We start from the raw sequence: 25,608 nt of genomic DNA, 5'->3' as shown, positions 1-25,608 counted from the left end.
CGTTTCTCGTATCCGTTGCCCCGGTTTGTAGCGGTAGCTGGACGGGGACCATTGCTTCATGGCCGTTGGGCAATGGTCGTCGGAAAATCCCGGACCACCCGCGCCCGCGTGTCGTTCTTCTTCGTCTTCTTGCTCTGGTTCTCGTGTTTCGTCTTGATTCGTGCCGTAGTGCGTTGGTGCGTGGGCTTGGGGGTGACGCTGGTCATGGTGCGGTTTTTCGGGCTGATGGCCACGGTGCCGTGCTCGTTGGGATATGCGCCGGGTGACCGCGGTCATTCACGACCTTGGCCGTTGGTTTGTTTTTCTCCTTTCTGTTGCACGGTTGGGCCGTTCCCCGGTATTCGCTGGGGAACGGCCCAACTTGTTTTCTCCTCGGTTCGGCCGTTTCGTCCCGTGTGCTTGTACGTGACCCGCGCGTCGGTTGTGCCGCTTGCGCTTTCCAGGGGATATGTGCCGTGCGTACCCACCACTGACTCGGTACGGTTCCATGAACGTCCTTTGTTCGTTAGCGGGCCGCTCTTCCCCCCGGTGTTTTGCCGGTGAGCGGTCCGCGTTTTCGTCTTTCCTGAAGTCTGGTGCCGGTCCCGCTGCGGTGCGGCTGAGGGCCGGTTTCACGGGCCATTCCAGCGTCGCGCGTAGTGCGGGTCGGAAACGCGAAAAACGAGGAGGAGATGAACGGGCTAATCACCGGGGATTAGCAGGTGGTGGCTGCCGGTGATTAAAACGCTGAGAGCCGTTTTCAGCGCCGGTCATGAAACGCGCTGCGGAGGGGCAGAGCGGAGGGTTCCGCGGTGCTGCTGACGGATGGCCCGGCACGTGCCGCGCGCACGGCTATGGTCCCCTTCTACTAATTAGCAGTAGACAAGCGTCGGCTAGAACCAGCCCCGATCGGTGAGAAGAAGGAAAAACAAACGTGCGCGGGTGGTCCGGGACTTTCGTTAGGAACGTCTGGCACTTGATTCGCGTCCGGTCCCGCTTGGTGCTGATGCTTGTTCTTCCTTGCCTTGGCTTTGCGCCGGGCGTGATCGGCTTCTCGTTTCCTCTTGATGGTCGCTGACCCGTACCTGCGGCGCTCCCGACCAGTGCGGCTGGCCGTCGTTTTTTCTTGTTTTTCCTGCTTCGGGTCTCCTTGACCCTCGAAAAAACGAAAAACCGGAAACTATTTTTGAGGATTTTCCCGGGCCGGTTCCGGTCCCACCTTCCCTTTTATTGTGGAGCTGACTCGAAGGGGTCGGGTGGGGGAGGACCCGCGGGACGCTGGATCATTCAACTTCTTCTTTTCCCCCTGTTCTCTTTGGTCCGGCTAACTGCCCTTCTTTTCTTTCGTCTCATTGTTCACCGTATCGGCCTTGACTTTCACTATTTTTGTATATCAAGTTCCTTTTCCCAATTAAGGTCGGAAACCTGCCCTGAGCCTCGGCCTTGGTTCCGGAACATCGGGGTTACACGTTACTCACCCCCGAAAAAATAGGGTGATTTTAGAGGCAAAAAATAGGGTTTTATTTGACTTTTCTCTTGTGTAACTGTGTAATTCGCTTTTTAGAGAGGTCCTCAGCCCTACTCCCGCTTGGGATTCCAGTGGTTATATAAGAAAAGTAAAAAACGCGGAAAAGCGGGGTAAGACAGCGTGGAAAGGGCCATTTCGGGGCCGATTTGGGGTCGATTCTGGGTCGATTCTGGCCGTTTTTGAGGCCGTTTTGGAGGGTTGAGGGGCTGAGGAAAACCACCGGCAGAAGAGACGTCTTAGACCCCGATCGCGGAAAAACACAGGGACGGGCAAAGACTTCGGACTGATGGATAGACGGTAGTTCCAAGCACCGCCCGGCACCAGTAGATTCATACAAAAATGAATAACAGAAAGTGATACAAGGCAGTATCTCCGTCTTGGCTTCGCGCAGCAGTCTGGACCTATGGGGTAGATGGCTCGGAATGGGGTTCCGCTGGATATTATGTACGAAGGAACGGAGATGAGAACCCGCTCCACGACATCAGCACTTGCAAGTACTTCTTGTCGTTCTTTCTCTCCTAAGTAGTGGGTCGGCTCGAGTGAGGCCCGGCGAAAGCCGGTTCGAGCCGACCTTTTTTGTTCGGTACTGGCACCTGCTCGATAGCATCCCACGGAGATCGCGCGGGATTTTAACGACATCCACGATATTTCCCGGGCGTAATCTTCAAAGCCCTCCTCGGGAGGGTGGCTCGTGCCTCACACGGGTCCTACTTAGGAGAAGCATCATGCGTATTGTTTCTGGCCTTAACTCGGCAAATGCCGAGACGCTCAAGTTCGATAACGTCAGTCGAGACGACGTACCGGACACGCTTCGCAGGTACATGCAGAAACGAACCTACAAGCTCACCGAGGTGCGTCAGCTCCTCAGGTCCATGACCCTTGTTCAGTCCGAAGCGGATGAGTACGAAGGAGGGTGGTTCGACCTCGAGGACTCGAAGGGGCAGAACTGGTGGGTGGTCGTTGACCATAAGCTCCAGAAGAAATGGGATGCCGGCCGTAAAGGGCTGATAGCAAGACTCGCAGCGAGCCTCATGCTTAGCGCGCGGGGTCTTGACACGATGGCCCTCAGCGTCGTGGATGACCGTGGTGATGAGATGCAGCAGAGCAGCTCCGTCGATGATTACCACCTCTACGACCGCACCGAGAACGGCAACTGGGCCGAATACGTCATGAAGGAGAACGACGACCCCATCACCGGTCGTGAGCTATCAGCGCTGCTCGTCACTGCACGTGGCTGCGACGGAGTGCCCTCGGTCCGGAGGTGCATAGACCTGAACGGCACGTACTACGGTAAGGTCAGCAAATCACGGTTCGGCAAGCTTGAGCTTGCCCAGAACGAGGTGCCCGAGTTCACTATAAGGACGAGCGGACCGGACCTCGCATACAAGTACATCCGTCCACTCATAGGTGAAAAATGCTATGACCTGCTCAGCATGGTGTTCGGCTATTCCCTCATCGAGCAGGCTCCGAAGAACTACTTCATTGCCTCGGATAGCGGTGGCACTGGAAAGACGACGCTCCTTACAAGCTTCTGCGACAGGTTCAGCACGGTAGCGACAGCGAAGCCGAACATGGCCGGCCTCACCTCAACCGATAGGTACGCGAATGGTCTTGCCTGTGCACAGCTCATCGGGAAGCGCTTCGCTTTCGTGGACGAAGCCGGGAAGCTCGGTCCGAAGGCGGCCCAGGTACTCGCTCAGATCAGCACGGGCAGTAACCTCACGGCACGTTTCGGCAACGCGCAGCAGACGGACTTCTACTGCCGCGCGGTCCTATTCCTCGCAACCAACGTAGCGGATGAACTGCCAGACATCACCGCGACGAACCGCAGGCGAGTCAATGTTGACTTCAACCGGGCTAAGGATGGTGCGTGGGAGGCCCCACTCGAACCTGCCGACGCTAAGAAGACCAGCAGGGCCGCGGGCAAGGACATAGACAGCGTCCACACTTACGCGGAGCAGGGCCGCTGCATGGATGAAATGGTCGCGCATGGCATTAGGCTCATCCTCGAAAGGCAGAAGGAAACCAAGAAGTACGACATCTTCGATGGACTGTCCATGGAGGATAAGGTCTCTGCCCGAAACGCTTTCGGTGATAACGAGGACATCATCAAACTCGCTACGATGCTCAGCGAGGATCCGGAGGTCCAAGCATGGCTTGACCCGGAATGCCACAAGAAGAACTGCAACACTCGTATCAAGGCCAAGGGCCTGTCCGCTGAGTCGCTCCTCCCAAGCGTCAGGAACCCGGAGGTCATCTTCAAGACCTGCGGAATAAACCTGCGCAACGGCCGTCGTCAGCTGAACGGCAAGCTGGAGCGGGTCATCCAGCTCACGGACAAGGAAAAGGCACAGAACCTCTGGGACGTGCTGGATGACAACCCGTTCCAGGAGAAGGACGACATCGAACAGCTCGGCAAGGTCCTCCAGTACAACGGCGACGAGATGCAGTACAACTCCGCGGAGCATAATGACGTCGCGGTGGAGGTGAACCGCAAGATACAATCCAAGCTCGGCCCGGATTACGAGGTCAGTCTCAAGATGCGCGGCCGGAAACCCTGGCTCCTCATTACGAAGAACAATACGGTGCTCGCTGACCTGCACCTTCTCTGCATGAACAGCGAGAAGCCACAGCCCGGCGAGGACGCAATCCGCATCCGGCCCTACGGGGAAACGACCGTGTACATGAGCGACGAACCCGGCAAGAACGCGCCGGGCCTCCTCATCCAGCGCATCCGCAACGGTGAGGCCATCGGCCACCGCAAGGCATGACAAGCCTGCCGGGCGGAACCGGTACGCCGGCGGCGTCAGAACCGATCGGCACAAACACAACCAAACAAAGAAACCAGCGCGGGTGGTCCGGGATTATCGAGTATCGCCGCCCGCGCTTGGTTTCCAGCGTTGCTTTTCGTGTGTTCCTGTGCGTCTGACCGTGCCCTGCGCGGTAAGCGTAAAAACCGTCCGACGAACGCTGATTATCGCTGGTAGCGTGCTGTCTTAGAGCATAGGAGGGGTGGAAAAACCCGCTCCGTGCAAGGAAAACCACGGGGATAAGAAATAATCTGAGATATTTCGGTGGTGACCAAGGAAGACCGGGGATTGGCCCCGGCGATTAGGGGAAGGAACCCAATAATGGCAAGGAAGCTGATGGACATCGCTCAGGACGTGCTGAAGGAGCTGCCGCGCGTTGGCACCGGTCACTACTCCATCACCGATGGTTACGGATTCAGCGCGGTGGAACAGGACGCCCCGGAGGGTGGCGTGTACATCCAGCCGGATGAGCTGGATTACGGCTACCTCTACCTCTACGATGCTACGCATGAGGGTCTCGGCTCATGGGATGATGACGACACCGAGGGCGACGACACGGTTAGCCGCCTCGGGGTGATTCTCCAGTGGGCCGATAACGAGGACCGCAGGGGCGTCGAGTACGGTGACGAATTTACCTACGAGGCAACGAAGAGCGTCTATGACCGGGATCGCGACTGGGCCATGGAGTACGAACAGCGGAAGTACCACGAGACGGACAGCTGGCAGGCATCCCTCTTCACCGCGGCACCGGGTCCCGATGAGGACCCGTACCAGTGGCTCGTGAACCACATCGCCACCGAGGCCAGCGACCTCCTCGAGGACTGACCCCCGAGGCCAAAGGGCCGTTACCGGCACGCGCGGAGTGGATGGGAAACGAGGCTCCGCGCGTGCCCACCGACAGCGAGCGCCGGGCTTCGTCCGTTAAATCCCGGACCACCCGCGCTCGTGTTTTTTATTCGTTCTTTCTTTTGTTCGTTTTTTGTTTTGTCCTTCGGTTTCTCGTGGGGCTTGTTTATTGAGGGGGTTGTCATGATTAGGGAAGTGGATGGGGTGTTTTACTGCTCCACGAGCGACGCGGCTGTGTTGTTGCGGTTGCCTTACTTGCGTGTGATTCGTCTGCGTGAGATGCGTTTGGGGGATTCGTGCGTGAGGATTGGGAATCATTGGTTCTATAACCTTGATGAGGTTCTGAGGCTGAGTCGTGAGGAGTTCCGTGGTGGGGACCCGTTGGAGCGTCTGGCCGGTGTGCTGAGTGGGGATGGTGCCGTGCAGCGGTTCCTTGCTGGTGAGGCCGTGGCTGGTGTGCTGACGGATGTTTGGGCCAGTGGTCCGAGCGTGGAGCCTGCGTTGACGCAGTACTGGCCGCGTTATGGCCGTGAGGTGGAGGGCATGGGTATTTCGTATGAGCGTTCGACTGACCCGGTGGATGGCAGGTTGCATCTTCGGGTCGTGTTGCGTGATGCGGATATGCTTCGCGCGTTCCTGGAGAAGCATGGCCACGGGTCGGGTGAGTCGGGTTCGCGTGAGCCGGGTTCCGGTAAGCGTTCCGGGAAAGGCTCGGCTGGTTCTCGAGGCTCCGGCAGGGGTGGTTCGGGTAAGCGCGTGCGTGGCCGTAGGTCGAAGCGGCTGGCCGAGTGATGGCCAGGTGACGTGGAGGTGGTTCGTGCGCCGGGTGTTTCGTTCCCGGTGCGTGGATACCGCTGGTTTTTGCGTTTTTGCAAAGATCGGTGGTGATTGTTTGTTGTTTTTTGCGTTTCCTATCGTGACCGGCCGTGCCGGTCGGTTGCCTCGGGTACCGCGTCGCTGATCGTCGCTTGCGCCGCGGGCGTCCGGACCGGCGGCCGGGTGGGGATATGCACGATTCGTTGGGATGATTGACGGGGCCGTGCGTGGCTCATGTGGCTCGATGCTTGCGCGGCTCGTCGGAGGGAGAAGAATGATGGTTGGAACCACGAGCATGAATGGAGCCGGGTCCGTGACCCGGAGGAACGGCCGCATGACCATGCGGCTTGCTGCGGTGCTGGTTGCCGCGTCGCTCGGACTCGCGGGGCTTGCCGGCTGTGGTTCGAGCGGCAATGCGGAAACCGGGTCGAACGGCTCCACGAGCACAAACACGAATACGGGCACGAGCAAGGGCAAGGCCGGTAAGACGGAGGAGAGGAAGGGCCTCGACGCGAAGCAGACCGGCAAGCAGGAACTGCGCTGGAACGGCCTCCTGAGCGGGTTCGATAACACGAACAAGGACGAATACGTGTTCATGGTGGATCTCGATTGGAGGAATACGGGTGATGGTGACGCGCAGGCGTCCCAGGTGCTCACCGGTGAGGTAACGACCCCAAGCGGCAAGCAGGGCAAGGTCACGTTCGATTACCAGACCCCAAGCACCGACGTTGCTGACCAAAGCCTCTTCAAGCCGGAGAACCCCACGCTCAAAGTCGGTGAGACCGGCAGGGTCAAGCTTTACATCCACATGCCATGGGACGAGGTGAACGCGGTCCCCACACCGAAGAACCCCATGCAGCTCACCATCAGGGACAACGGTGGCAACGAGTTCCACTGGACCATTCCCGTGCTGCCCATCCAGACCGACCCCGTTGCAGGTGACGGCATCACACCAGCCGACCCGAACGACCCGGATAACTTCATGCCGAAGTACGACTGGGTGAAATGACGCTGAAGGCCGGAGCCGCTGAGACGGCCACGGAAACGCGCACTAACCAATGAAAGGCCCCGGCATTTTTATGGAGCGCCGGGCCGTTCACCGTTCCGTGTCGTTGATTATTGCTTCGTATTGTTCCCCGGCCTTGAGCGCGGGGGTTGGTTTGATTGGATTGATGGGAGGTCATTATGAGCGTGGATGATGGTTTGAGCGAGGCCCTGTCCATGAGGGGCGAGGAGGATGCCCGCATGGCCCGTATCGTCGGTCCGGCCGTGGATTCCACCACAGACATCGAAGATGATGATGACGACTGGAGGAACGACGGGTACGCGCACTATCCGGATGGCTCGTTCGTCATGAACCCCGATCGTGACGGCTGGGTTGGTCCCGACGACGTGATGAACGACCCGGGCGACGGCATACCGCTGGATGGCCCGGTTCACGCTGGAGTGGATTACGGGTACGAGGACGTGATGGGGATGCCAGCGAGGCTAGCGCGGAGCGTCACGTACTGGCAGGAGGACCTCGTGCCACGGCTCCTCGACTATGCGAAGGGCCGCGTGAACCTCGTGCTGAAGCACTACGCGGAACGCGCGGGGGTTCCGGGCATCGACACGCTACCCATCGAGATACTCGTTGAGGACGCGCTGGACGAGCACATCATCAGCCGCGAGAGGCTCGATGACATCATGCGCTGCGTGGCCGACACCACGGGCGGATGGGCCTTGAGGGAACTTCAACTCGACCCGCCCGCGTTCAGAGCGGCGGCACTCGCGGCGGCCCGGATCACCGATTACTACGACCCCGAGGCCGGCGACCGTGAATGGGAGACCGACCCCGAGTGGCTCGAGCAGGCCGAGTACGTCGTGGAGAAGACCCGCGAACGCAGGCAGCAGCACAGGGCCGGCTCACGCAAATGGCACCCCACACCGAACCGGCCACCGCTGCCACCGGAATCATGGCCGGGGCACGAGAAGCAGGTCCTCGCGTCCTGGGCACGCGAACGCGCGTTCGAGGTGTACGGCAGCATCTGCATGGACGAGCAGTGCGTCGTCATGGACGTCCCCCTATACAGCGAGAGCATCTACCGTTATGGGCCGCTCGAACCAAAAGCGCGGGAGGCCCTCCAACGGCTCGTCACGCGCACCATCTGGTTCCGCAGGGACGTTCAGCTCAGCGTGGGGGAAGGGAACCCCAAGGAACTCCTGCCCGAGGGGTACGTGAACCGCGCCGGCGCACCGCTGCCCGGCTATACGGACCGGCAACGGCAGGCCCACGTCATCCTCCACGCGGCCCTCGAACAAGCCCCCGGCCTCAGCGGGGAAGCACAACTCGAACGCGACTTCATACGCACCACACCGGTCCCCATACCCGATAACCCCCTCGACTGGCGCTACGCACCATTCGAGGAACCATGGTGGGTCTGGAGACGAGCCGAGTAACCAACTCGCTGGCCGTCACCAGACCAGAAAACCCACGGCCGGTGCCCGTCACCAACGGGATGAAAGGGGAATGAGGAACGAGCGCGGGTGGTCCGGGATTTAATTAACCGATAATCCCGGACCACCCGCGTTGCTTTTATTCGTCCTTCTTTTCCATGGTCCTGTCGCTTATCCTCGCTGTTTCTTCCTTCCCCATCGCTTCACTGGTGCGGGTATCCGTGCGCCGGGCGTCGCGGCTCTCCGGGTTTGCCTCCGCGCGGTGCGCGTGGGATGATCGGTGGCACTTGCTGGTGGTTCGTGGTGGTGGTCCCGGTTCCGGGACTGGTGCTCATGGACGGGTAATGCGCGTGGGGGTCTGTTATGGCTGGTGTGGATGCGGGTGCGTTGAGCTGGATTAGCGACGTTACCGGTGGTGATTGGGGGTGGCTGGATGATGCTCGGGGTGATGGTGACTGGCTGGGGTGGCTGGATTCGTTCCGTGCCGCTACCGAGGGTGGGCCGGTGCCCGTGTCAAGCGATTCGGATGCGGAGGCCCTGCTCGTGGAGCGCGGTAACGCGAAGGAGGACGTTGCCGCTCTCCGCATGACGCTGAGCGTGGGGCATAGTGACATCGACGCGCGTGCCAAGAGCCGGTTCGTCGTGGACGCGAGCGACGTCCTCGCTCGGCTCTACACGGTCGGTGCCGTGCCGGACCCGGAGTGGGTGGCCGGCTGGTGTGCCCCGATCTGCGGTGAGCTTACCGATTATGACGCGCGCGTGGTGATGAGTGGCCGTGGTTGGGCCGGGGCATGGCTGCACCGGATGCTCCTCGTCGCGGGCCGTGAGCCGTTGAGGAGGCCGGGCCGTTCCATCATCGGTGATGCCATGCGCGAGTGGGTAAGGATGGCCCCCGCGTTCGGCAAGGGCAGTGACCCGCTGGATGACAGGGACGCTGATTACCAGCGGGAATGGATGCCATCGGATGCCGCGGTGCGGTATGCCGCGGCTTATGGTGTGGAGCTGCCATGCCCCACGACGCTCTGGCAGACGCGGGCAATCCTCACGCTCCTCAGCATCGCCTGGGAGGACACGGACCCGCGCAGCATCGAGACCGACGGTTACCCGCACCCCACGTGGAGGGACCGGCTCGCGAGTTCCATACACCTCTACGGTGACACGGGTTACCAGAAGGGCTGGGAACACCTGCCGGGCATCCTCGAGCGGCGCATCGACCATGACTTCGCGGAACGGGACTGGAACGCGCTGAGCGATGACGTCATCTCGCTTCTCAACGCGCACGACGGGCCGGATGAAGTTGGCCTCGGCAACCTCGCGGCCATCGCCGGTGGTTCCCGGCCCATGACGCTCGACGTGCTCGTGGATTGCAGCCTCTTCTGCCGTTTCCAGCCCGACGCATGGAACGACGGGGAGCAACTGGTGCTCTACCGCTACGCGGAGCAAGGCACGATACCCGAGGACCCGCTCATCGACGTGCCCGGAGCAATCCGCGCATCATACGACGGGTACGAGGACTGACGGCACGAAACACAGCGACGCCCGGCGCTCGACGGGAGGGACCCGGCTGCCCGGTGGTGGGCATGCAGGAAAGTCTGCGCGGTCCGGGATTTACGGGGATGAGGCATCGACGCTGATGCTCATTCGGTGGAGGTGTATTTGGTGGTGCGTTCCGGTTAGTTACTCCATCGCGCACCACCGCTCGGTCATGGACCGGGCCGCACAATGGCCGTTGCCCTTGTCTAAGGGGCTTCGGCATCCCTTGTGTTCCTTACCGGCCGGAGGGCCAGCGGGCTATTTATAGGTGCCCTAGCGGATGGGTTTCTGGGTGGTTGGTCCAGGGAAGGCACACACCATGTGCGACGGTGGGTGCTCACCCGTGCTGAGGTTCGTCAGCAAGGAAGGCTGGACAAATGGAGGTTCAGCCTTCCTCTATTGTACATGCAGCCGTTCACACGGGGTGAATCGAGCGGGAAATGCCCTATTTGGACAGCTTCGTTGACGTTTTTCGCTCGAATAATTAAGCTCATAGCGAACATTTTCGACTTTTTCCGAGGGGTGGCGCGGGTGGTCCGACTTCGTGAAAACCTAATCAGGAGTAGGGTTTACGCGGTGTTCCAAGCGTGAGACACGCTGAAAAAACCGCGTCGATGGGTGTGTGGTAGTATTTTTCGCTTTTGCATTATCCCGCACTTGGTGTACCATAGGAACCGTTGCGAGGAACAACCGGTCCGACCGTCTAACGGGCCGACAAGTGAATTACTTAATTCGGGATTAGTTACCCCGGATTGGTTTAAGAAAAGGTTCCCGTCGGGACACCGGCGGTCAGGTAAGGAGAAGCATCAAAATGCGTATCGAATCTTCAAGGTAACGGCACCGTAGCCGTCGGCCCAAACCCCAACGCGTAGAACCCGCATGGCCCCTCCATACCCGTATGAGCGGGGGAGTAGGCCTTAGACGCGCGATCCGTGAACGGCATGACCGTCATGCGCCGCGCGGCGATGGTCGGGCAAATCATCAACGCGCTTGAGGGCAATCCAACGTAGGGCCACAATCACCATCACCAGCGAGGGCACACCGTGCCGCTCGTCAGTCCCAACGCACCCTAAGTCGGTTTTCGATGACCGGGGCCGCGGGCCTGGCGGAGCATACCCAAAAACAGGGTACGAGGACTGAAACCGCGCAATGACAGCGCGAACCACAATCACCACGAAGCGCCGCGCGGCACGACAACAAGCAAGCGCGGCGATAACGGCACCACGACGTGCCGAGGAAGGCTCGAGAAAATGAGCAGCAAGACGAAGACCGGCCGCAACAACAGGACGAAGAAGAACCGAGGAGCGCGCAAGACGCGGAAAGCGGACAAGCCGCAGAACCGGCAGTCGTACCGTGAGGACACGGTATCGGATTGCCGCATGAGCGTATGTGATGTTCCGATGAAAGTGCGGGAATACGTCGAAACCCTCATTCGGGAGGGATACGTCGTTGCGATTGACAACCCTCAGATTGGGGTCAACGAGGAAGGTGAAAGCTTCGCGGTGACACCATGGGTGGCCTACTACGCAAAGACCGAGGAGGAGTTGGAGCGCGCCGGCGACGTGTACCAGATGGTTTTCGAGATGAACTGGGGGGACGATCTCGTCACCGAACGTATCGAGGAGGCCCTCCGGCACTGCAACGCTCCGACGGTGGGGGACCCGCGCTCGGACTTCATGGTGGCCGAAGCAGTTTTCCTTGGCACGTACACACATGTCGAACCGCTTGACGAATCGATCAAGGAGTACGTGAACGCGTATGAGCAGGCGGCCCTCGCCGCCCTTCGTGATGATGCCCCGCTCACCGAGTGCCTAATGGCCGCCATGGGTGCCCCGGTTCAAGGAGGGAAGGACTACATGCCGGTCGTCGTGTACGAGCACTGAAGCCGGGACCGCGGCGGAAGTTCAGGACCATCAGCGCGGCCCCCGGTAATCCCTTTGTTCGTAGGGGTGACGGGTATACGCCGCGCTGGTGGCCCGGACCCCGCGTACCCGAATAACTGGGTGCGCGTATTGAAACCTGCGCATCATTGCGCGGAAAAAACAACCAAAGCCGTGCACCGGTTAACGATGAGAAGAAAGAAGTGAGTGCGCGGCTATAGCGGCACCATGACGTGCCGGGAAAGGCTCAAGAAGATGAGCAACAAGAAGAACCCGACCAGCACCACCAGCGTGAAGAACGGGAACAAGGTGCAGCACTTCCCCGAACTCGTGAGTGAGTACGCGGACGGCTTGCGGAAGGAGGGGTACGTCACCTCCGTCCTGCCACCGAAGCAGGGGCAAGCCGGGAACACCGGAAGCGTTGTGGTCCAGCCGTGGGTCGTGTGCTACGCGGCGAACAAGAAGAACCTTCGGGTCGCTGAGGTCGCATCCCAGCGGCTCCTCCTGAAGAACATGGGGCACGTCGAGGTTCTCGTGCGAATCATCAAGGCCCTCCGCGAGAGCGACGCACCGACCGTGGAGAACCGCAACGCGGAATCCCTCCTCGCGGGTACGGCAATCATAGCCACGATCGACGAGATAAAGGACCCTACGGACGAGGAGCTGGCGGAGTACGTGGAATGGTACGGGCAGGCGACGAGGGCCGCTATCCGCGACGGCATGCCCTTCGCGGACTGCTTCATCGGAACCACCGGTGTCCTGCAAGTACCGGGTGACCCGGACCAGCTCTGGGGCCAAACGGGAATCATCCACCGGAGCTAAGACCCAAGACCGGCACAGCGGAAGTTTAGGACCACCGGCGCGCGACCCGGCATTCCCTTCATGCGTAGGGGTGACGGGAGCGAGCCGCGCCGGTGGTCCGGACCCCGCGTACCCGGAATCACCACTGTGCCACTCGAAACAAGAACAACGACCAACAAACACACAGCAGGAAGAACAATCGTCCCCGCGCAGGTGGCGGGGCCGGTAAGAAGAAAGGCAGTAATCATGGAGAAGCGAATCGGTAATTGGTCCGCGATCCGCGTAAGCGGTAAGCACGGCATCGGAGAGAGCGGTCAGTCCCTCAGGAGCGAGGTCAGCGACTTCGCGCGGGGATGCTGCGGCATCGACCCGGACCGCTTGGACCTCACGGCCGCGACGCGCGAGTTCCGTGAAGCCCTCAACGCTCAGATCGCGCACTGCGGTTACCGCGTGAAGGGGAACGACCTCTACCGCGTCAGTGATGACGCGTGGCCCCTCTCGACGTTCATCGAGACGGAGGAGTGGAGCTTCGCGGATTACGAGGACGTCATCCACAGCAACATCATCGGTGGCCGCGACGGCGCGACCGAGTGACGGCCCGCTGAGCAAAGAAGCAGGGGCCGGTGGCCACGAGCCTCCGGCCCGGCCGGAACCACGGAACAGTAAGTAAGGAGCAGACCCATGGGAATGACCGGAGCGATGCTCAGCTCGAGCATGGTCGCCTGGTCGGGGCTTAGGAGAGCCACCGACGAGTTTATGAGTAATGACCGGTGAGGGGAACGCGCGCGTCAGTGGCAATAAGAAAACCACGCGCGAACCCAACCGGCAGTAAGGAATAACCATGAGGAGCACAGCAGACCCGCGGAAGGAACGCGCGACCATCAAGAAGGCCGCGTGGCGGACGAAGCCATGGAAGGAGAACGCGAAGCGTCCCCATCGGCTTGAGGATGGAGCACACATCCTCTCGCTCCATGAGAACGAGGACGGCTGGATGGAATGGTATGTGGAACGGGCAGGCAGGGTCACATGCTACAAGTCCCCGCTTGGTGGTGGTCTCTGGTCCTACCAGCAGGCTGTGAGGACCGCACCGGCCGTGCCCGGCAAGTACGTGCCGCCCCGGTACGAGTGGGTCAAGATCCGCGAGGAGAACGAGTTCAAACTACCCAAAAACCGGGCGAACATCCACTGTGCGATAGCGAAAACCCTCGGACTCTACCAAGGGCAGCAAACGCAACGAGCGCAAGCAAGCCGCGCAGCCCACGAATAAAGGGGAAGGAACGCGGGCGCGGGTGGTCCGGGATTATCCACGGATGGTTAGGGCCACTCGCGTTACTCCTTGGCACTGGTCTGCCCGGTCCGGTGCCGTTGGTCCACGGGCACGTACAGGCAATCAGGGAATGAAGAAGACGGAAGGACAGGAGCAGGAACCATGAGGAGCAACGTGAAGAGGAACAAGAAGACGGTGAAGAAGTACGGGAACCCGCAGCGTAGCGGTGGCGCGGGGCCTGATTTGGCCTCGTGGGAGATCTCGGACATGTGCCCGGCGATGCGGGGTCTCGCGTCGTTATTTGATGTCGAGATGGAGTCGAAGCACCGACCGCACATGGTGCTGAAGCCGTGGAACGGTCTCCGCGCGTGGATGATGATCGACGCCGCGAGCGGGAAGGGGGTGGAGGAGACGTATGACCGTTTCTACCAGCAGTACCTTGCGAACATCAGGCAGCTATTGAAGGAGGGTGTCCCCGATGACGTCGCTGAACTGATGAATGTGGAGTTCGTCGGGGAGGAGAACGAAGAGGCATGCGTGATGATGTTGTTCGCTCTGTCCGTGATGGGGAAGCGCGCGGATGTTCCGACGGTGACGCAGTACCTGACGTTCGTCCATAGCCTGATGGATGGCTCGCGGCTCATGGGGTGCAGCGCTCAGGACTGCTTCGCGGTTTTCGTGCATGGGGACGAGGAGAACGGGGTCAGGCTCAAGCTTGGTGCCGCCGTTCCCAACGTCATGATGTCCGTCCCCGCATAAGGGGGAACGCGCCGGGGGCGATGATAGCCCCCGGCGTTGATAGGAAACAAACCAACAAGAAAAAAGGAAAAGAACATGTCGAAGAAGACGGTGAAGAAGTACGGAGGCCCGAGGAAGAACGAGGCTCCTGCGCGCGGGTTTGTGGACGAGGGGGATTGCAGCCTGCCGTACATGCGCGTCATCCCGTTCCCCACTGACGGTGCCGGTAGGCACGTCGGGCCGCGTTTCCTCCTCATGGGGGGCAGCGAGGAAGACCTCGACTGGTCCGAGCACGAGACGAGGAACGAGCGCGAGGAGGTGCTGTACGACGTGGACACCGCGGATACGCGCAAGAAGTTACGGGCGCTGGACCCGTCCATCACGGAGCAGGAGTGCCGGGAAGTCATCTCCTACATCACCGCGATGGACGTCCCCGATGAGGACCATTACGGTGCGAACCTTGCCATGCGGCTCAATCGGTACCGCATGCTCCAGTACATGGCCGGGGGCGATAGCGTGTGGGACCACCTCATCATCGGCCTCGAACGATGGAGGCCGACGGCAGGCTCGGACGAAAACAGCATCCTTCGCACCGGGCTGGCCCTGGTGGCCAGCATCGACGACGAGGCCCTGCGCCGGGCCGTGAACATGAGCAACAGCATAAAACGGAAGTTCGGGATCGGGTACAAGCCGGGCGCAGGTGCATGGGTGTACACGAGGCGGATCCTCAACTCCGCCCTGCGCGGCATGTAGCCGACAAAGAAGAAGAGTGAATTAGCGCGGGTGGTCCGGGATTTTCGGACCGGGTCGTTCGCGCTTAGCTGGGAACGCGCCGGGGGTGGTGGTCGCCCCCGGCGCTCAATGAAACAAGGAACGAGGAAAAGGACGAGCGTGACCGAACCAAAACAAATCCCGGCCCACCCGCGTGTCGCGCGGGGTGCGTGCGCGGGTCGTCTGGTATCGTTGGAGGGAAGCGCAGGGGCATCCGAGGCCCCGCGCGTCACCGAAACGGGGGACCGGATGGCTATTCAGGTCGGGCAGCACATCAAGACGTACACGAGGGGCGCGCGCAAGTTCAGGGAGACCTTCAGCGCTAATGGTCATAAGCCGATCGTTACCACGGTGGATGAACCGTTCTATGGTGGGGACGAGCCGGACTACATCATCGAATGCCTCGGTGGCCGGAACCATGACAAGCCGGTGACGTACCGGGCGTATGGGACCCCGGTGGATGACAGCGAAGTGGATCTGCCGAGCCTAGCGAGTCGTTACTGCGGCACGGCCGTCGGTGATGGTGTCATCGTGCTTCGGCTGGGTGCCCGCGAATCGGCCAGCAACCACTCGGCCAATGCCGTGGATAGGGAGCCGGTGTTCCTCTGGAGGGGCAACGACGGCAGCGAGCGCGTAGTCACGTGGAAGGCCGTGAAGCGTTTTCTGGAGGGGAAGCAGGATACCCCCAGCGACATGTCCGAGCCGCTGCGCAGCTTCTACCTCAACCATGCGGAGATTGAGTATGGTGAGGCCGAGTACGTGCAGGACATCGAGAAGGCCAAGGTGAAGCGGTTCTGGGAGTTGGATGACCCGGAGCGCGTGAAGCGCATGGCCAGGGTCCGCAATAAGCGACGCAGGGAGGAGCTGAAGCGGGAACGCGAGAAGGCATCCAACGCTGCGTAGCCGCGAGCGTCAGTGGCCAGAGCGACGCCTGGCGCGTTGCCGGTCCAAGGGGCACCGCACACGAAACCAGTGTGTCGGTGCCCCTTCTTTATCCGGTGCTTCTATCCCGAGTGCGGGTATGTGCTTTCCGGTCATGCGTGGGTATGGTGCCCGTGCGATCTGCGCCCGGCGTCGGGATGCGCTGAAGCGTCAAGCGAAGCGTGGCCACCGGGCTTGTGGACGGATACGGGGAACGACCGGTGCGGTGATACGTGCCCGGTGCTGAGAACCGATATACATGACGGGTCGATGATTGATAGGAATCCCGAGGAACGAACCGTTATCCGCATGAAGGCCATCGGTGATACCCCGGCCGGGTGGCGAGCGGTTATCTTCAAGTGAATGGCACCGTATATATAAGGAGCAACGCACCTATATATAAAGGAGCAGTGCGCATATAGATAAGGAGCGGGCGAGCGCGTCCGGCCTCGTTTCATCAAGGCACGCTCCATCAAGAAGCAAGGGGCAAGTGCCCGGCGCATCATCCATGCCCCGGCAACCACATCCAAAATCCCGGACCACCCGCGCTGCATTTCTTTTCTCCTCCTTTTTTGCCTGTATTGCACCGTCCTTTGGTTCCGTCATTGTCCGTTGGCCTTTCGTCGCGTTCCCGCACATTCCTGTTGCCGTTCGGCTGTGGCATCGCTTGATGGTCTGCTGGTCGTCGTCGCTCGTTCGTTCTCCGGTTCGCGGCTCCGGGTTTTTCGCCCGGGCGTGTCGTGGTTCGTTCCGGTTCGTGGTCGTGGGGATGCGGCTGTTGGTGGTGTGGTATAATGACGGCACCCACGAGGGGGCGGGTATCGCGGATAATCACCAGGCAAGCGTCGATCGGAAAAATAACCGATAATATACCTTATGTGTGGTGTGCTATTATGTTCGGTTATGTTCACTGAATCGAACATGGTAATCGGGGGAGTTGGACCGGTTTCCGACGCGCGACACGCCCGGGCGGAGGCTGGAAAGCGAAAATAAGCCAAGGGCATAACCAGTCAATCCCTATTGACAAACCAGTAACCGAGTGCTACACGCAATCCGCGCATGAAGGGCTGTTGCAGGTATGAACCCGGAGCGTGGACACGGGTCGCCGGCCGCTCCGCATCGGTAGCATCACACAAGCGGACCGCTCGCGTGGAGGACCCGGCCGGTCCCCGCGTCGGCCTCGAGCCGTTCGGTCGGACGCAAGTGAATCTGGAGCGTGATGGTGATGGCAATACGGAATAACGGCCATGGCCGGTGGCACATTAACAAGGACGGGGACGCGAAGCGCTGCACCGCGACGAACGGTGACTGCCCCTACAGTCGGCACTACCCCGACGAGGCCAGCGCGATGCGCGAGGTCGAACGGCAGCAATGGGAGATACACAAGGACGACCCCCTCCACACGCTCAAGAAGCGGAACCGGACGCGCACCACGACCCGCTAACCACACGGGCCGAACAAGCGACGATATGCAGACCACGCACCGGGAGCCGAGCGGGACCGGTGCCACGGCCAAGCAGCCGCTCACTCCTCTTCTCGAAACGGAAGAACGGAATCCAAACGGGGCCGTGCCCCTGACCAAGCCATGAGTCAGGAGCACGGCCCCTACCGATTCACAGGGAATCAAAGGACAGAACGGGGAACCACCGGCGCTCAAGGAAAAGGAAAAGTCAGCGCGGGTGGGCCGGGATTTTCATATGGTGGGGCCGGGTGCCGCCGCTGCGGTGCGTGTGACCGGTCCGTGCTCGGGTTCCGTGGCCACGGTCACCGGCCCGTCGTAATCCACGTCGATGGTGCCATCGTCCCTGATGGCCATGCTCGTGTAGTCAAGCAGCACCAGCGCCTCGCTCCGCTCCAGCGTGCGGGGATGGAGGGTCGAGCCGTCGAGGGCCGCGAAACGCTGGATTGCCCGGTCCGTGTTCGGGATGATTATCCCCATGGCACGCAGCACCGGCAGGTCCCCGTTCACGAGGGCCTCGCGCATCAGGTTCGACTCGGGGTCACGCGCCGCCGGGTCCAGCATGGCACGGTACCCGGCTATCTGGGCCGCGTAAGCCCGGGCCGCGAATCGTTGGACGCCGGTGCGGGGAGCGGCATCCAACGAGCCTTCCCGGCTCAGCCGGAACCGCAGCTCACGGTCGTTCCAATCCGCATCATCCATCCATAGGGAACCGAGCCGGTACGTGGAGAGGATGGCAGCGCTCGACTGGTCATGGGCCGCGGCGCGCAGGGTAAGGGCCATGAGCCGGGCCGAGGCACGCGTCAGCATCGACGCTTCGGGCCCGGCGTCGCGCAGCAGCACCTCCAGCAGGTCAGCGCATGCCATCGGCCCGTGAAGCGCGAGCCGGTCCATGAGGATTGACTCCGTGGGGGAGGGGCCGGCCGCGTAATCCAAGGGAACGAAACCCGCGTACCCCAGCGCGGCGACCACGGAACGGTAATGGCCGTCCCCCACCCAACGCTCCACACGGGTGGCCGCGTCACGCATTACCAGCCCGCGCAGGTTCTGCAACCCCATCGTCACGCGCACGCGCGGCTTCGGCTTGCGACGGTACGAGTAACGGGACCAATCCACCGGCCCAGCGGCCACCGAGGCGTCAACGGCCTCGCGCAGCGTCGCGTAATGCTCACCGCACCGGCATGCCACCCAATCCGGCTCACGGCACGGCTCCACACCGTTCGTCAACGGGTCCAGATGATACAAGCGCACGACGGCCTCCTCGCAAAAGCGATCAGATCATGCCAGATCCACACGGGGACACGCCCGGGAAACCCAAAATAATCCCGGACCACCCGCGTAACGTGTTGATTCCTTCATGCCGCGGCGGCCACAAGGGTTCGCGGTCGTGGATATGCGAGTGGCCGCTGATACTTGTGCCGTTGGAGGGAGGCAATCATGCGTGGTGGTGGAGCATGGGGTGTCGTGCGCGACACGCTCATGGTGATAGCGGGCCTCGGCCTGCTCGTAGCGCTGTGGTCCATCTTCGGGAACCCGATAGAGGTGGTGAAGGCCGGTGCGAACTGGGTCATCTGGGCCGTGAACCAGGTGGCCGATTACCTCACGGGCAGCAAATGGTTCGTGGATACCGTCACCACGGACCCCGCGACCGTGACACCGTGATTGACGCATAAGTGATTAAGGAGCGCCGGGCGGTACCGGTTCCCGCTGGTTGAAGGGAAAACGCGAATGGTTGCGCGGGCCGGGGCTTCTCACTAGTGCCGTGCGCTCGCTCGTCACCGGTGCCATGGCCGGGGACCGGCTGCCGGTGACGATAAGAAGAGAAGGAAAACGAGCGCGGGTGGTCCGGGATTTTCGTCGGACGACGCGCGCTCGATGGCCGAGGCCGGGACCTGCGATGGTCGCCGGCCCCGGCCCGTCATCGCGTCATAGCTCGAAGCCTGCCGGGGGTATGGTGCTTTGCGCTTCGTCTATGAGGTGGATGTACGTCTCTATCGTGGTGGAGATGTCCTTGTGGCCGAGTTCCTTGCTGATGAGCGTGATGGGCACGCCGCTCGCGAGTCGTATGGACGCGCTGTAGTGCCGCAGTGAGTGGTGCGTCCATCCGACGCGCGGGGCCTTCCATTCCTTGCCTCCGACGACGGGCACGGTCATGCCGGTGTACGTGTTGTGGTTCGGTGGCCATGGGTTGTAGCGGGTGGCGAGTTCCATGCGCTGACTCACATAGTCCATGACGGGGTTCGTGAGGAGCTGCATGCGTTTCTGGTTCGTGTAGCCGCCCGTGCCGGGTATGAGTTTGCCGTGCCCCTTGGCCCTCCAGTCCTCGCTCATGCCGACCTTCAGGCTGTCCGGGTCGTTCGTGGGCCGTCGGGTCGGGAACATGAGCAGCCTTGTGAATAGGGCCAGCTTCGCGGAGAGCGATCCGCCGGCGGCGCGGTTCAGGGTCGGTGTGTTCCACAGGTCGATGAGCCACTGGAGCATGCACCAGCCGAGCGGCGTGTAGCCCTCGGCCCAGGCGTAGCCCACCTCCTCGCGCGTGGAGGACCAGAACGATTCGTCGTCCTGCGTCCTCGCGTGTGGTGCGAAGCGCTGCATGCCGTCCATACCCGCTATCTGCTCGCGCAGCGGCCTCGGGTCGTCCTCGTACTGCCACGAGGGAAGGTAGTAGGGCATGTGGACCCAGCGGGTCTTGTCGTCCATCTCGTTGTTCCACTTCGGTCGGCCGAGCCGGTAGCCGGAACCGGCCTGCGTGTACTGCTCCTCGATGTGGATGGCACCGTACCAGCCCCTGCGGTTCTCCGGTGGTTGCCGGCCGTCGAACCTCAGCGCGTCATCCGTCTCCTCGTCCCAGTTCTGGATGTGCGCGTCCACGAAGAGGAACGCGGCCTGGTCCGGTGTGAGGACGTTGCCCACGCGCAGCGCTATCTGCTCACCGACGCGGGTGCCGACGCCGGCCCCCATCGCGAGGAACGCGGTGAGCCTGCGGTACTGCCGTGCCACGTCCTCGTTCGCTCGCTGGTAGGCCTCCTCGGTTCTGATGAGCGGCCCGGTGATGCGGGCTATTCGCTTATCCGCGGGAATCCCCATCCTCCAGATGTCGTCCAGCGGGTTGCAGCCCGTTGGGCCGTCGAGCGGCTCGTTGGTCCAGCCGCTCGTGGTCTGCTTCTCGCCGCTCACCGTGTCTATCCACGTGGTGTACTTCGGCACCTGGCCGGCCCCGCGGCCGGTGAGCATCTCATGCGCCGCGTGTGCTGTCGCCTCGCGCTGGGTGCGCATGTCCATCTCCTCGTCAAGCGGGGTGACGTTCATCGTGGAGGCCGTGAGCGTGATGAGGCACGCGACCCACCGCGTGGAGGGCACGTCCTCCTTCTTCACGGTGACGTTCGTCGTGCTTTCCTCGCGACGGTAGTTCGTCACGACGGGCACGGGCTTCGCGTAATCGTCGCCGGTTCCCTCGATGCCGTACACGGAGTGCGCGTAGTCGAAGAGACGACGGACCTCGCTGCGCAGGCGCTTCTGCGCCGCGGGGCGAATGCCGGCCATGTCGATGCGCGCGAGGTCGCTCGGAACCACGTCACGTATCTTCTTGTCACCGATGACGAGCCACACGCGGGTCATGGCCTGCCGCTTCTGACTCGTGGTCCCGGAACCCCACTTCGGATGGTCGCCGGCCCTGACGTACTCCTCGTACACGTCCTTCACGAGCGGGTTCTTCGGGGTGCCGTGAACCGGCCCCTTGGGTTTCCGGTAGCCCAGCTTCTCCGCCGCGGTGTTGTACGCGTCATCCTCGGTGCCGCTGACCGTGGTGGAGTGCTTCTTGCCGGCGGCGTCGAGCCACCAGACCCTCCAGTACGGGTAGCTGCGCGTCGGTGGGTTGGCCCAGGCCTGCGTTCCTATGAGGGACACGCGCTTGTTGTTCCTCCTGCCCGCACCCCTGCGGGTCGTGGCCTTGCCCGAGTCGGTGGCCTGAACCGGTTCGGTGTTCTTGGCCGTGGTGTCCGTGCCCGTCACCGGCCTGGCGTCGCTGCCGCTCGTCCGCGCGGCATCCGACTTCTTGCCGCTCCTCATCCTTCTCTCCGTGCTTCGTTGCCCCGGCTCCTCCGGGGTCCCCACTCCAGAGGTTAAGCCCGCAGACGCGGCCCTGCCGATCGGGTTTTCCGGTGCCGGTGCCTCGGGTCCGGTTCGCGGTACACTGGTCACATCATTGTTCGTGCTCATACCGGGTAGGAGGCCGGTGTTCGGCTTCTTGAAGTTTCTGGGGTCCGTGGTTTGCGGCATTGTTTGCTCCTCACCGGAACGGCCGCGGTTTTTGCGAAGTGTTTTGCGAAATCGGGTCACGGTGGGGTGGAAAACGGCTTCTTTCCAAGCGTTGGATTAACTCGACCCCCTTATGGGGGAGTTCAAGTTCAACGTGTCCAAGTAGGGGGTAAACACCCCTGAAAACGGCGTGATTCCAACGTTTCCGACCCTACGGAAGACCGGAATCGCGCCGTTTTTCGATTCACGGAAAACCGCCGTTTTCCGCACGTATTCCGCCGTTGTACGCACGGATAGAGTGCCAATAGAGTGCCCTTTTGTACGGGGCGCTCGCGGTCATGGCATCCGAGGGGCGCTCCCGATGACGGGAGGAAATCATGGCGGCCAACGGCAGACGACGCACCAAGGGTTCGGGCAGCATCATCCATCGCAGGGACGGATCATGGGAGTTCCGCCGCGAGATCGACCCCGATCCCGCCACCGGCAGACGCCGGTTCATCACCGCCAAGGGCAAGACCAAGGCCGACGCGCGCGAACGGTTCGACGCGAGGATCGCAGAGATGGAACGCACCGGCAGGCTGCCCGGCGCCAAAAGCCCGCTGCTCGAGGACTATGCGGAACGCTGGCTCGAGGAGTACCGGCTGAACGTCAAGCCGACCACGTACCGGACGCGGGCAGGTCGCATCCACGCATGCATGCAGGTCATCGGCCATGTCCGTCTGGACGAGCTGAATCCCGACCACATCCGCCGCTGCATGAGGGTGCTCGGCAAGCGGCTCGCCCCGTCCACTCTCAAGGACCATTACGTGAGTCTGAAGATGATGCTCGACCAGGCCGAACTCGAGGAGCTCATCCCCGTGGATCCGTGCCGCAGGGTCAAGCCGCCGAGGGTGGAGCCCGCCGAAACGCGGATGCTCTCGCCCGACCAGCCGAAACGACTGATCGAGGCCGTGCCCAACCGGGGCGCGAAACGGCGCGGCCCGGCATTGACCGTGGACGTGGACGAATCGTGGATGCTGCTGTTCGAGCTCGCGCGTTCGCAGCCGGCATGAGGGAGGGTGAACGGTACGCGCTCATGCCGTTCCAGCTGAGGCGCCGCGACGGCGTGCCGGGAATCGACGTGTGCCAGCAGATACAGCAGTACGGGCTTCCCGGCGACGTGGAGATACCGGGGTGGCTCAAGGCCGAGCACCTGTACGGCACCCTGTGGATCACCACGCCGAAGACGCGCGCGGCCAGACGGTTCGTTCCGATCTCGGAGAGCCTGTGGACGCGTTTGTGGTCGCGCATCGAACGGTTAAGCATCGGCCCGCGCCAGCTTGTGTTCACGAACGCGCGCGGCAACCCGGTGCGCAGCTCCACGGAACGCTACAACTGGCGAAAGGCTCTGAAGGCGGCCGGCCTGCCGATGGTCAACATCCATTCCGCCCGCCACTGGATGGCCAGCATGGCCGCCCGAGCCAACATGCCCGACGACGCACGCACCGCCATCATGGGCCACACCAGCATCACCATGACCAACCACTACACCCACCGCGACGCCGCATCCCTTGCCGCCCTGTTGGGCCAGGCGATACCCGACCTGCACGACGGGAAGAACATTATCGACACCGAGACTACGGGGAAGTGAACATATGAAGGACCCCAGTCGTGTACCGTATGCGTGGCCGGCATCCCTATGCGTCCTCCTAGGATGGAAACGATACGGCGTTTTGCTCACATCGTGAGAAAATGGATTTGATTTCCTGCCCCTGAGGTGAAATAGTATAAAAGATTTTCTATTTACGGGAGACGGATTAAGCCCCGTAATCGATTCAAAGTTGAGTATTGCTTACTGGGTAAAAGAGAGTGGCGCGATATGAAGAGTCAGATCAGCAGTCTTGACGTCGCCGCATGGTTTATTACGGTCGCCGAGCAGGAAGGGACCCCTCTCAGCCGTATGGCGCTGCAGAAAATGGTCGCCTTGTCACAGAGCCTTTATGGGTATGAATACAATGAGAAACTGTATGATGAGGATGTGATGGCTTTCCCGTATGGCCCAGTGACCAAGAAAGTCCGCGAGGCATATGGAGATACCCATAAGGATCCGATTCTCATATCTCGGACACAGCTAAAGCCTCTTAGCGACGATCAGTTAACCGCTCTGTCTAAGGTATGGGGTGAGTTTGCTCCATTGAGCCCGCATGACCTTGTTGAGGCTACCCATGAAATGGGGCCGTGGTCCAAATACTATCGAGAGCACGATTACCAAGCAATCCCATGGGATGAGCTGGTTGAATCTTGGCCCGACTATGAAAAAGCCGCTGAGACGATCTCCCACTCTATGGTCGACCATACTCCCGGCGACTATTGCATTCCGAAGGGGCATGATCGGAATTACGATGATATGTTATCTGCAGCTGGACGCAATGCCCGCGTTCTGACTTTGAACTGATATTGGGGATGATTGATGCCGCAGAAGCCGACTGTCATTGTTGTACCCGATGTGAATGTGTATCTCACGGCTGCTTGCCAGCTCGACCGAGGGTTCTCCATGGAGGGCCTGGCGGGACGCTTGAAGGAAGCCAAATCACGGAGGAATGACAGTGATGTATTCTGTGCGTTGAGCACATTGCTCGAACCTCTCCCTGATGGGAGTGCGGTAGAGATTTATTCCGGGGAGCATATAGTAGAGACCGCAATATATAAGGCATGCCAACCGAAGTACGGTCTTACCCCGGAGGACGTTGGATTGGGATGGAAGGGAGATGAGGCCCAGTCCATCGCTGACATGGTGTATAGCCTAGTGAAAACAACGGGAGGCTCCGTGCTGCCGCGTAACGGTTCTATACTGAACCCGCCGTTGGACTATGAGGATGGTAGCGTGATGCGTTGTCTGGCTGATGCCAGGCATGAATCAGCCCTTTGCCGTCGAGTGTGCCTGACTTATGATCATAAAATGATTCATGTCCTTCAGCCGAGGCTCGGTATAGTCTCCCCACCCATGGAAGTCATCTCTCCGGAGAACTGGTGCTCTCAAGTCCGGGCCAGTCGATTTTCTTCTATTTACCATCGGATGTGTGGATTGGGGCAATGACGACGTTGCATGGGGACGCGTCTTTCAGAGCACTGTGCGTGGTCGCGTCCCTACTTGTAAAAACCGCCCCGGCGCTCTCCGTGAGCTGCCGGGGCGGCTCCGGCTCGTTATGTGGTCACAGGATGTGAGAGGCGATGAGCTGCCCGATTGCGCGGATGTCCACGCCGTTGGAGAATTCGAGTTTGACCTTGCCAAGTCCGCTGAACCACATCTCGAGTTCGCTGTCGAGATCGAAATGGCCGGCGGTCTCCACGCTGTACGCTTGGATATGACCGTAAGGCAACGACGTGAAATCACGTTTCTTGCCGGTCATGCCCTGCACGTTTACGGCGACCACCCTGTGCGAGGTGAATACCACCCAGTCTCGGATGCCCTTGAATGCCATGAGCACGGTCTCTCCCCGGAGCATGATCCCATCAAGAAGCTTCGCCGCGTCTTGCGGGTTGGCGTTGCTGAGCTTCACGAATGAAGCGTTGTTGAAATCGATCAT

The 25,608-nt window shown here is 61.2% G+C and carries 20 protein-coding genes and 1 pseudogene; 17 read left to right on the top strand and 4 right to left on the bottom strand.

Annotation, left to right across the window (positions count from 1 at the left end; translation table 11 throughout):
* Positions 1–56: 56 nt before the first annotated feature.
* Positions 57–233, bottom strand: a complete 177-nt coding sequence (locus tag Tam10B_RS13245) for a hypothetical protein (protein WP_158214151.1) — start codon at positions 231–233, stop codon at positions 57–59.
* 1,999 nt (positions 234–2,232) lie between these two features.
* On the opposite strand from Tam10B_RS13245, the gene Tam10B_RS06420 reads away from it, so the two are divergent.
* The 14 genes from Tam10B_RS06420 (at position 2,233) to Tam10B_RS06350 (ending at position 17,770) form a co-directional block, all read left to right on the top strand.
* Complete coding sequence (locus Tam10B_RS06420; protein WP_093960430.1) at positions 2,233–4,278, top strand: primase-helicase family protein; 2,046 nt, start codon at positions 2,233–2,235, stop codon at positions 4,276–4,278.
* Between the two features lie 360 nt (positions 4,279–4,638).
* Positions 4,639–5,142, top strand: coding sequence for a hypothetical protein (locus Tam10B_RS06415; protein ID WP_093960429.1), 504 nt, complete (start codon positions 4,639–4,641; stop codon positions 5,140–5,142).
* 204 nt (positions 5,143–5,346) lie between these two features.
* Positions 5,347–5,955 (top strand): hypothetical protein, encoded by a 609-nt coding sequence (locus Tam10B_RS06410; RefSeq protein WP_093960428.1) that lies wholly within the window; start codon positions 5,347–5,349, stop codon positions 5,953–5,955.
* Between the two features lie 358 nt (positions 5,956–6,313).
* Positions 6,314–6,988 carry a hypothetical protein gene (locus Tam10B_RS06405; protein WP_093960427.1) on the top strand — a complete coding sequence of 225 codons (675 nt, stop codon included), beginning with the start codon at positions 6,314–6,316 and terminating at the stop codon, positions 6,986–6,988.
* A 176-nt stretch (positions 6,989–7,164) separates the two neighbouring features.
* Entirely contained in the window at positions 7,165–8,418 is a 1,254-nt protein-coding gene (locus Tam10B_RS06400) for a hypothetical protein (RefSeq protein ID WP_093960426.1), read from the top strand.
* Positions 8,419–8,802: 384 nt separating this feature from the next.
* Positions 8,803–9,933 carry a hypothetical protein gene (locus Tam10B_RS06395; protein ID WP_143248572.1) on the top strand — a complete coding sequence of 377 codons (1,131 nt, stop codon included), beginning with the start codon at positions 8,803–8,805 and terminating at the stop codon, positions 9,931–9,933.
* 1,265 nt (positions 9,934–11,198) lie between these two features.
* Entirely contained in the window at positions 11,199–11,831 is a 633-nt protein-coding gene (locus Tam10B_RS06385) for a hypothetical protein (protein ID WP_093960423.1), read from the top strand.
* A gap of 252 nt (positions 11,832–12,083) precedes the next feature.
* Positions 12,084–12,650, top strand: coding sequence for a hypothetical protein (locus Tam10B_RS06380; protein ID WP_143248570.1), 567 nt, complete (start codon positions 12,084–12,086; stop codon positions 12,648–12,650).
* A 225-nt stretch (positions 12,651–12,875) separates the two neighbouring features.
* Complete coding sequence (locus tag Tam10B_RS06375) at positions 12,876–13,223, top strand: hypothetical protein (RefSeq protein ID WP_093960421.1); 348 nt, start codon at positions 12,876–12,878, stop codon at positions 13,221–13,223.
* 247 nt (positions 13,224–13,470) lie between these two features.
* The gene (locus Tam10B_RS06370) at positions 13,471–13,896 is read left to right on the top strand and encodes a hypothetical protein (protein ID WP_093960420.1); all 426 of its coding nucleotides are present in this window, start codon (positions 13,471–13,473) and stop codon (positions 13,894–13,896) included.
* 162 nt (positions 13,897–14,058) lie between these two features.
* Positions 14,059–14,655, top strand: coding sequence for a hypothetical protein (locus Tam10B_RS06365; RefSeq protein WP_093960419.1), 597 nt, complete (start codon positions 14,059–14,061; stop codon positions 14,653–14,655).
* A gap of 75 nt (positions 14,656–14,730) precedes the next feature.
* Complete coding sequence (locus Tam10B_RS06360) at positions 14,731–15,387, top strand: hypothetical protein (RefSeq protein ID WP_093960418.1); 657 nt, start codon at positions 14,731–14,733, stop codon at positions 15,385–15,387.
* 267 nt (positions 15,388–15,654) lie between these two features.
* Positions 15,655–16,308 carry a hypothetical protein gene (locus Tam10B_RS06355; protein WP_093960417.1) on the top strand — a complete coding sequence of 218 codons (654 nt, stop codon included), beginning with the start codon at positions 15,655–15,657 and terminating at the stop codon, positions 16,306–16,308.
* A 1,243-nt stretch (positions 16,309–17,551) separates the two neighbouring features.
* Positions 17,552–17,770: a hypothetical protein gene (locus Tam10B_RS06350; RefSeq protein ID WP_143248569.1), complete on the top strand. Its 219-nt coding sequence runs from the start codon at positions 17,552–17,554 to the stop codon at positions 17,768–17,770.
* A 249-nt stretch (positions 17,771–18,019) separates the two neighbouring features.
* Here the strand turns inward: Tam10B_RS06350 and Tam10B_RS06345 are convergent, their stop codons facing one another.
* Complete coding sequence (locus Tam10B_RS06345; protein ID WP_093960415.1) at positions 18,020–19,036, bottom strand: hypothetical protein; 1,017 nt, start codon at positions 19,034–19,036, stop codon at positions 18,020–18,022.
* Positions 19,037–19,222: 186 nt separating this feature from the next.
* Between Tam10B_RS06345 and Tam10B_RS06340 the strand changes: the two genes are divergently transcribed.
* The gene (locus Tam10B_RS06340; protein WP_093960414.1) at positions 19,223–19,447 is read left to right on the top strand and encodes a hypothetical protein; all 225 of its coding nucleotides are present in this window, start codon (positions 19,223–19,225) and stop codon (positions 19,445–19,447) included.
* Positions 19,448–19,711: 264 nt separating this feature from the next.
* On the opposite strand, the gene Tam10B_RS13375 is transcribed toward Tam10B_RS06340, so the two are convergent.
* Positions 19,712–21,853, bottom strand: coding sequence for a tyrosine-type recombinase/integrase (locus Tam10B_RS13375; RefSeq protein ID WP_198947545.1), 2,142 nt, complete (start codon positions 21,851–21,853; stop codon positions 19,712–19,714).
* A 566-nt stretch (positions 21,854–22,419) separates the two neighbouring features.
* On the opposite strand from Tam10B_RS13375, the pseudogene Tam10B_RS13770 reads away from it, so the two are divergent.
* Positions 22,420–23,672, top strand: a pseudogene (locus Tam10B_RS13770) (tyrosine-type recombinase/integrase).
* Between the two features lie 228 nt (positions 23,673–23,900).
* Positions 23,901–24,476: a Panacea domain-containing protein gene (locus tag Tam10B_RS06325; protein ID WP_093960413.1), complete on the top strand. Its 576-nt coding sequence runs from the start codon at positions 23,901–23,903 to the stop codon at positions 24,474–24,476.
* Between the two features lie 757 nt (positions 24,477–25,233).
* Here the strand turns inward: Tam10B_RS06325 and Tam10B_RS06320 are convergent.
* Positions 25,234–25,608, bottom strand: coding sequence for a PH domain-containing protein (locus Tam10B_RS06320; RefSeq protein WP_093960412.1), 375 nt, complete (start codon positions 25,606–25,608; stop codon positions 25,234–25,236).

This window comes from Bifidobacterium vansinderenii (assembly GCF_002234915.1).
Classification (GTDB): Bacteria; Actinomycetota; Actinomycetes; order Actinomycetales; family Bifidobacteriaceae; genus Galliscardovia; species Galliscardovia vansinderenii.
The sequence above is the reverse complement of the archived record's forward strand: the minus strand, read 5'-3'. Positions and strand labels throughout refer to the sequence as shown.

Coding starts and splice junctions, on each gene's coding strand:
- Tam10B_RS06420 (WP_093960430.1), top strand. CDS start 2,233: ATGCGTATTGTTTCTGGCCTTAACTCGGCAAATGCCGAGACGCTCAAG.
- Tam10B_RS06415 (WP_093960429.1), top strand. CDS start 4,639: ATGGCAAGGAAGCTGATGGACATCGCTCAGGACGTGCTGAAGGAGCTG.
- Tam10B_RS06410 (WP_093960428.1), top strand. CDS start 5,347: ATGATTAGGGAAGTGGATGGGGTGTTTTACTGCTCCACGAGCGACGCG.
- Tam10B_RS06405 (WP_093960427.1), top strand. CDS start 6,314: ATGACCATGCGGCTTGCTGCGGTGCTGGTTGCCGCGTCGCTCGGACTC.
- Tam10B_RS06400 (WP_093960426.1), top strand. CDS start 7,165: ATGAGCGTGGATGATGGTTTGAGCGAGGCCCTGTCCATGAGGGGCGAG.
- Tam10B_RS06385 (WP_093960423.1), top strand. CDS start 11,199: ATGAGCAGCAAGACGAAGACCGGCCGCAACAACAGGACGAAGAAGAAC.
- Tam10B_RS06380 (WP_143248570.1), top strand. CDS start 12,084: ATGAGCAACAAGAAGAACCCGACCAGCACCACCAGCGTGAAGAACGGG.
- Tam10B_RS06375 (WP_093960421.1), top strand. CDS start 12,876: ATGGAGAAGCGAATCGGTAATTGGTCCGCGATCCGCGTAAGCGGTAAG.
- Tam10B_RS06370 (WP_093960420.1), top strand. CDS start 13,471: ATGAGGAGCACAGCAGACCCGCGGAAGGAACGCGCGACCATCAAGAAG.
- Tam10B_RS06365 (WP_093960419.1), top strand. CDS start 14,059: ATGAGGAGCAACGTGAAGAGGAACAAGAAGACGGTGAAGAAGTACGGG.
- Tam10B_RS06360 (WP_093960418.1), top strand. CDS start 14,731: ATGTCGAAGAAGACGGTGAAGAAGTACGGAGGCCCGAGGAAGAACGAG.
- Tam10B_RS06355 (WP_093960417.1), top strand. CDS start 15,655: ATGGCTATTCAGGTCGGGCAGCACATCAAGACGTACACGAGGGGCGCG.
- Tam10B_RS06350 (WP_143248569.1), top strand. CDS start 17,552: ATGGCAATACGGAATAACGGCCATGGCCGGTGGCACATTAACAAGGAC.
- Tam10B_RS06340 (WP_093960414.1), top strand. CDS start 19,223: ATGCGTGGTGGTGGAGCATGGGGTGTCGTGCGCGACACGCTCATGGTG.
- Tam10B_RS13375 (WP_198947545.1), bottom strand. CDS start 21,853: ATGAGGAGCGGCAAGAAGTCGGATGCCGCGCGGACGAGCGGCAGCGAC.
- Tam10B_RS06325 (WP_093960413.1), top strand. CDS start 23,901: ATGAAGAGTCAGATCAGCAGTCTTGACGTCGCCGCATGGTTTATTACG.
- Tam10B_RS06320 (WP_093960412.1), bottom strand. CDS start 25,608: ATGATCGATTTCAACAACGCTTCATTCGTGAAGCTCAGCAACGCCAAC.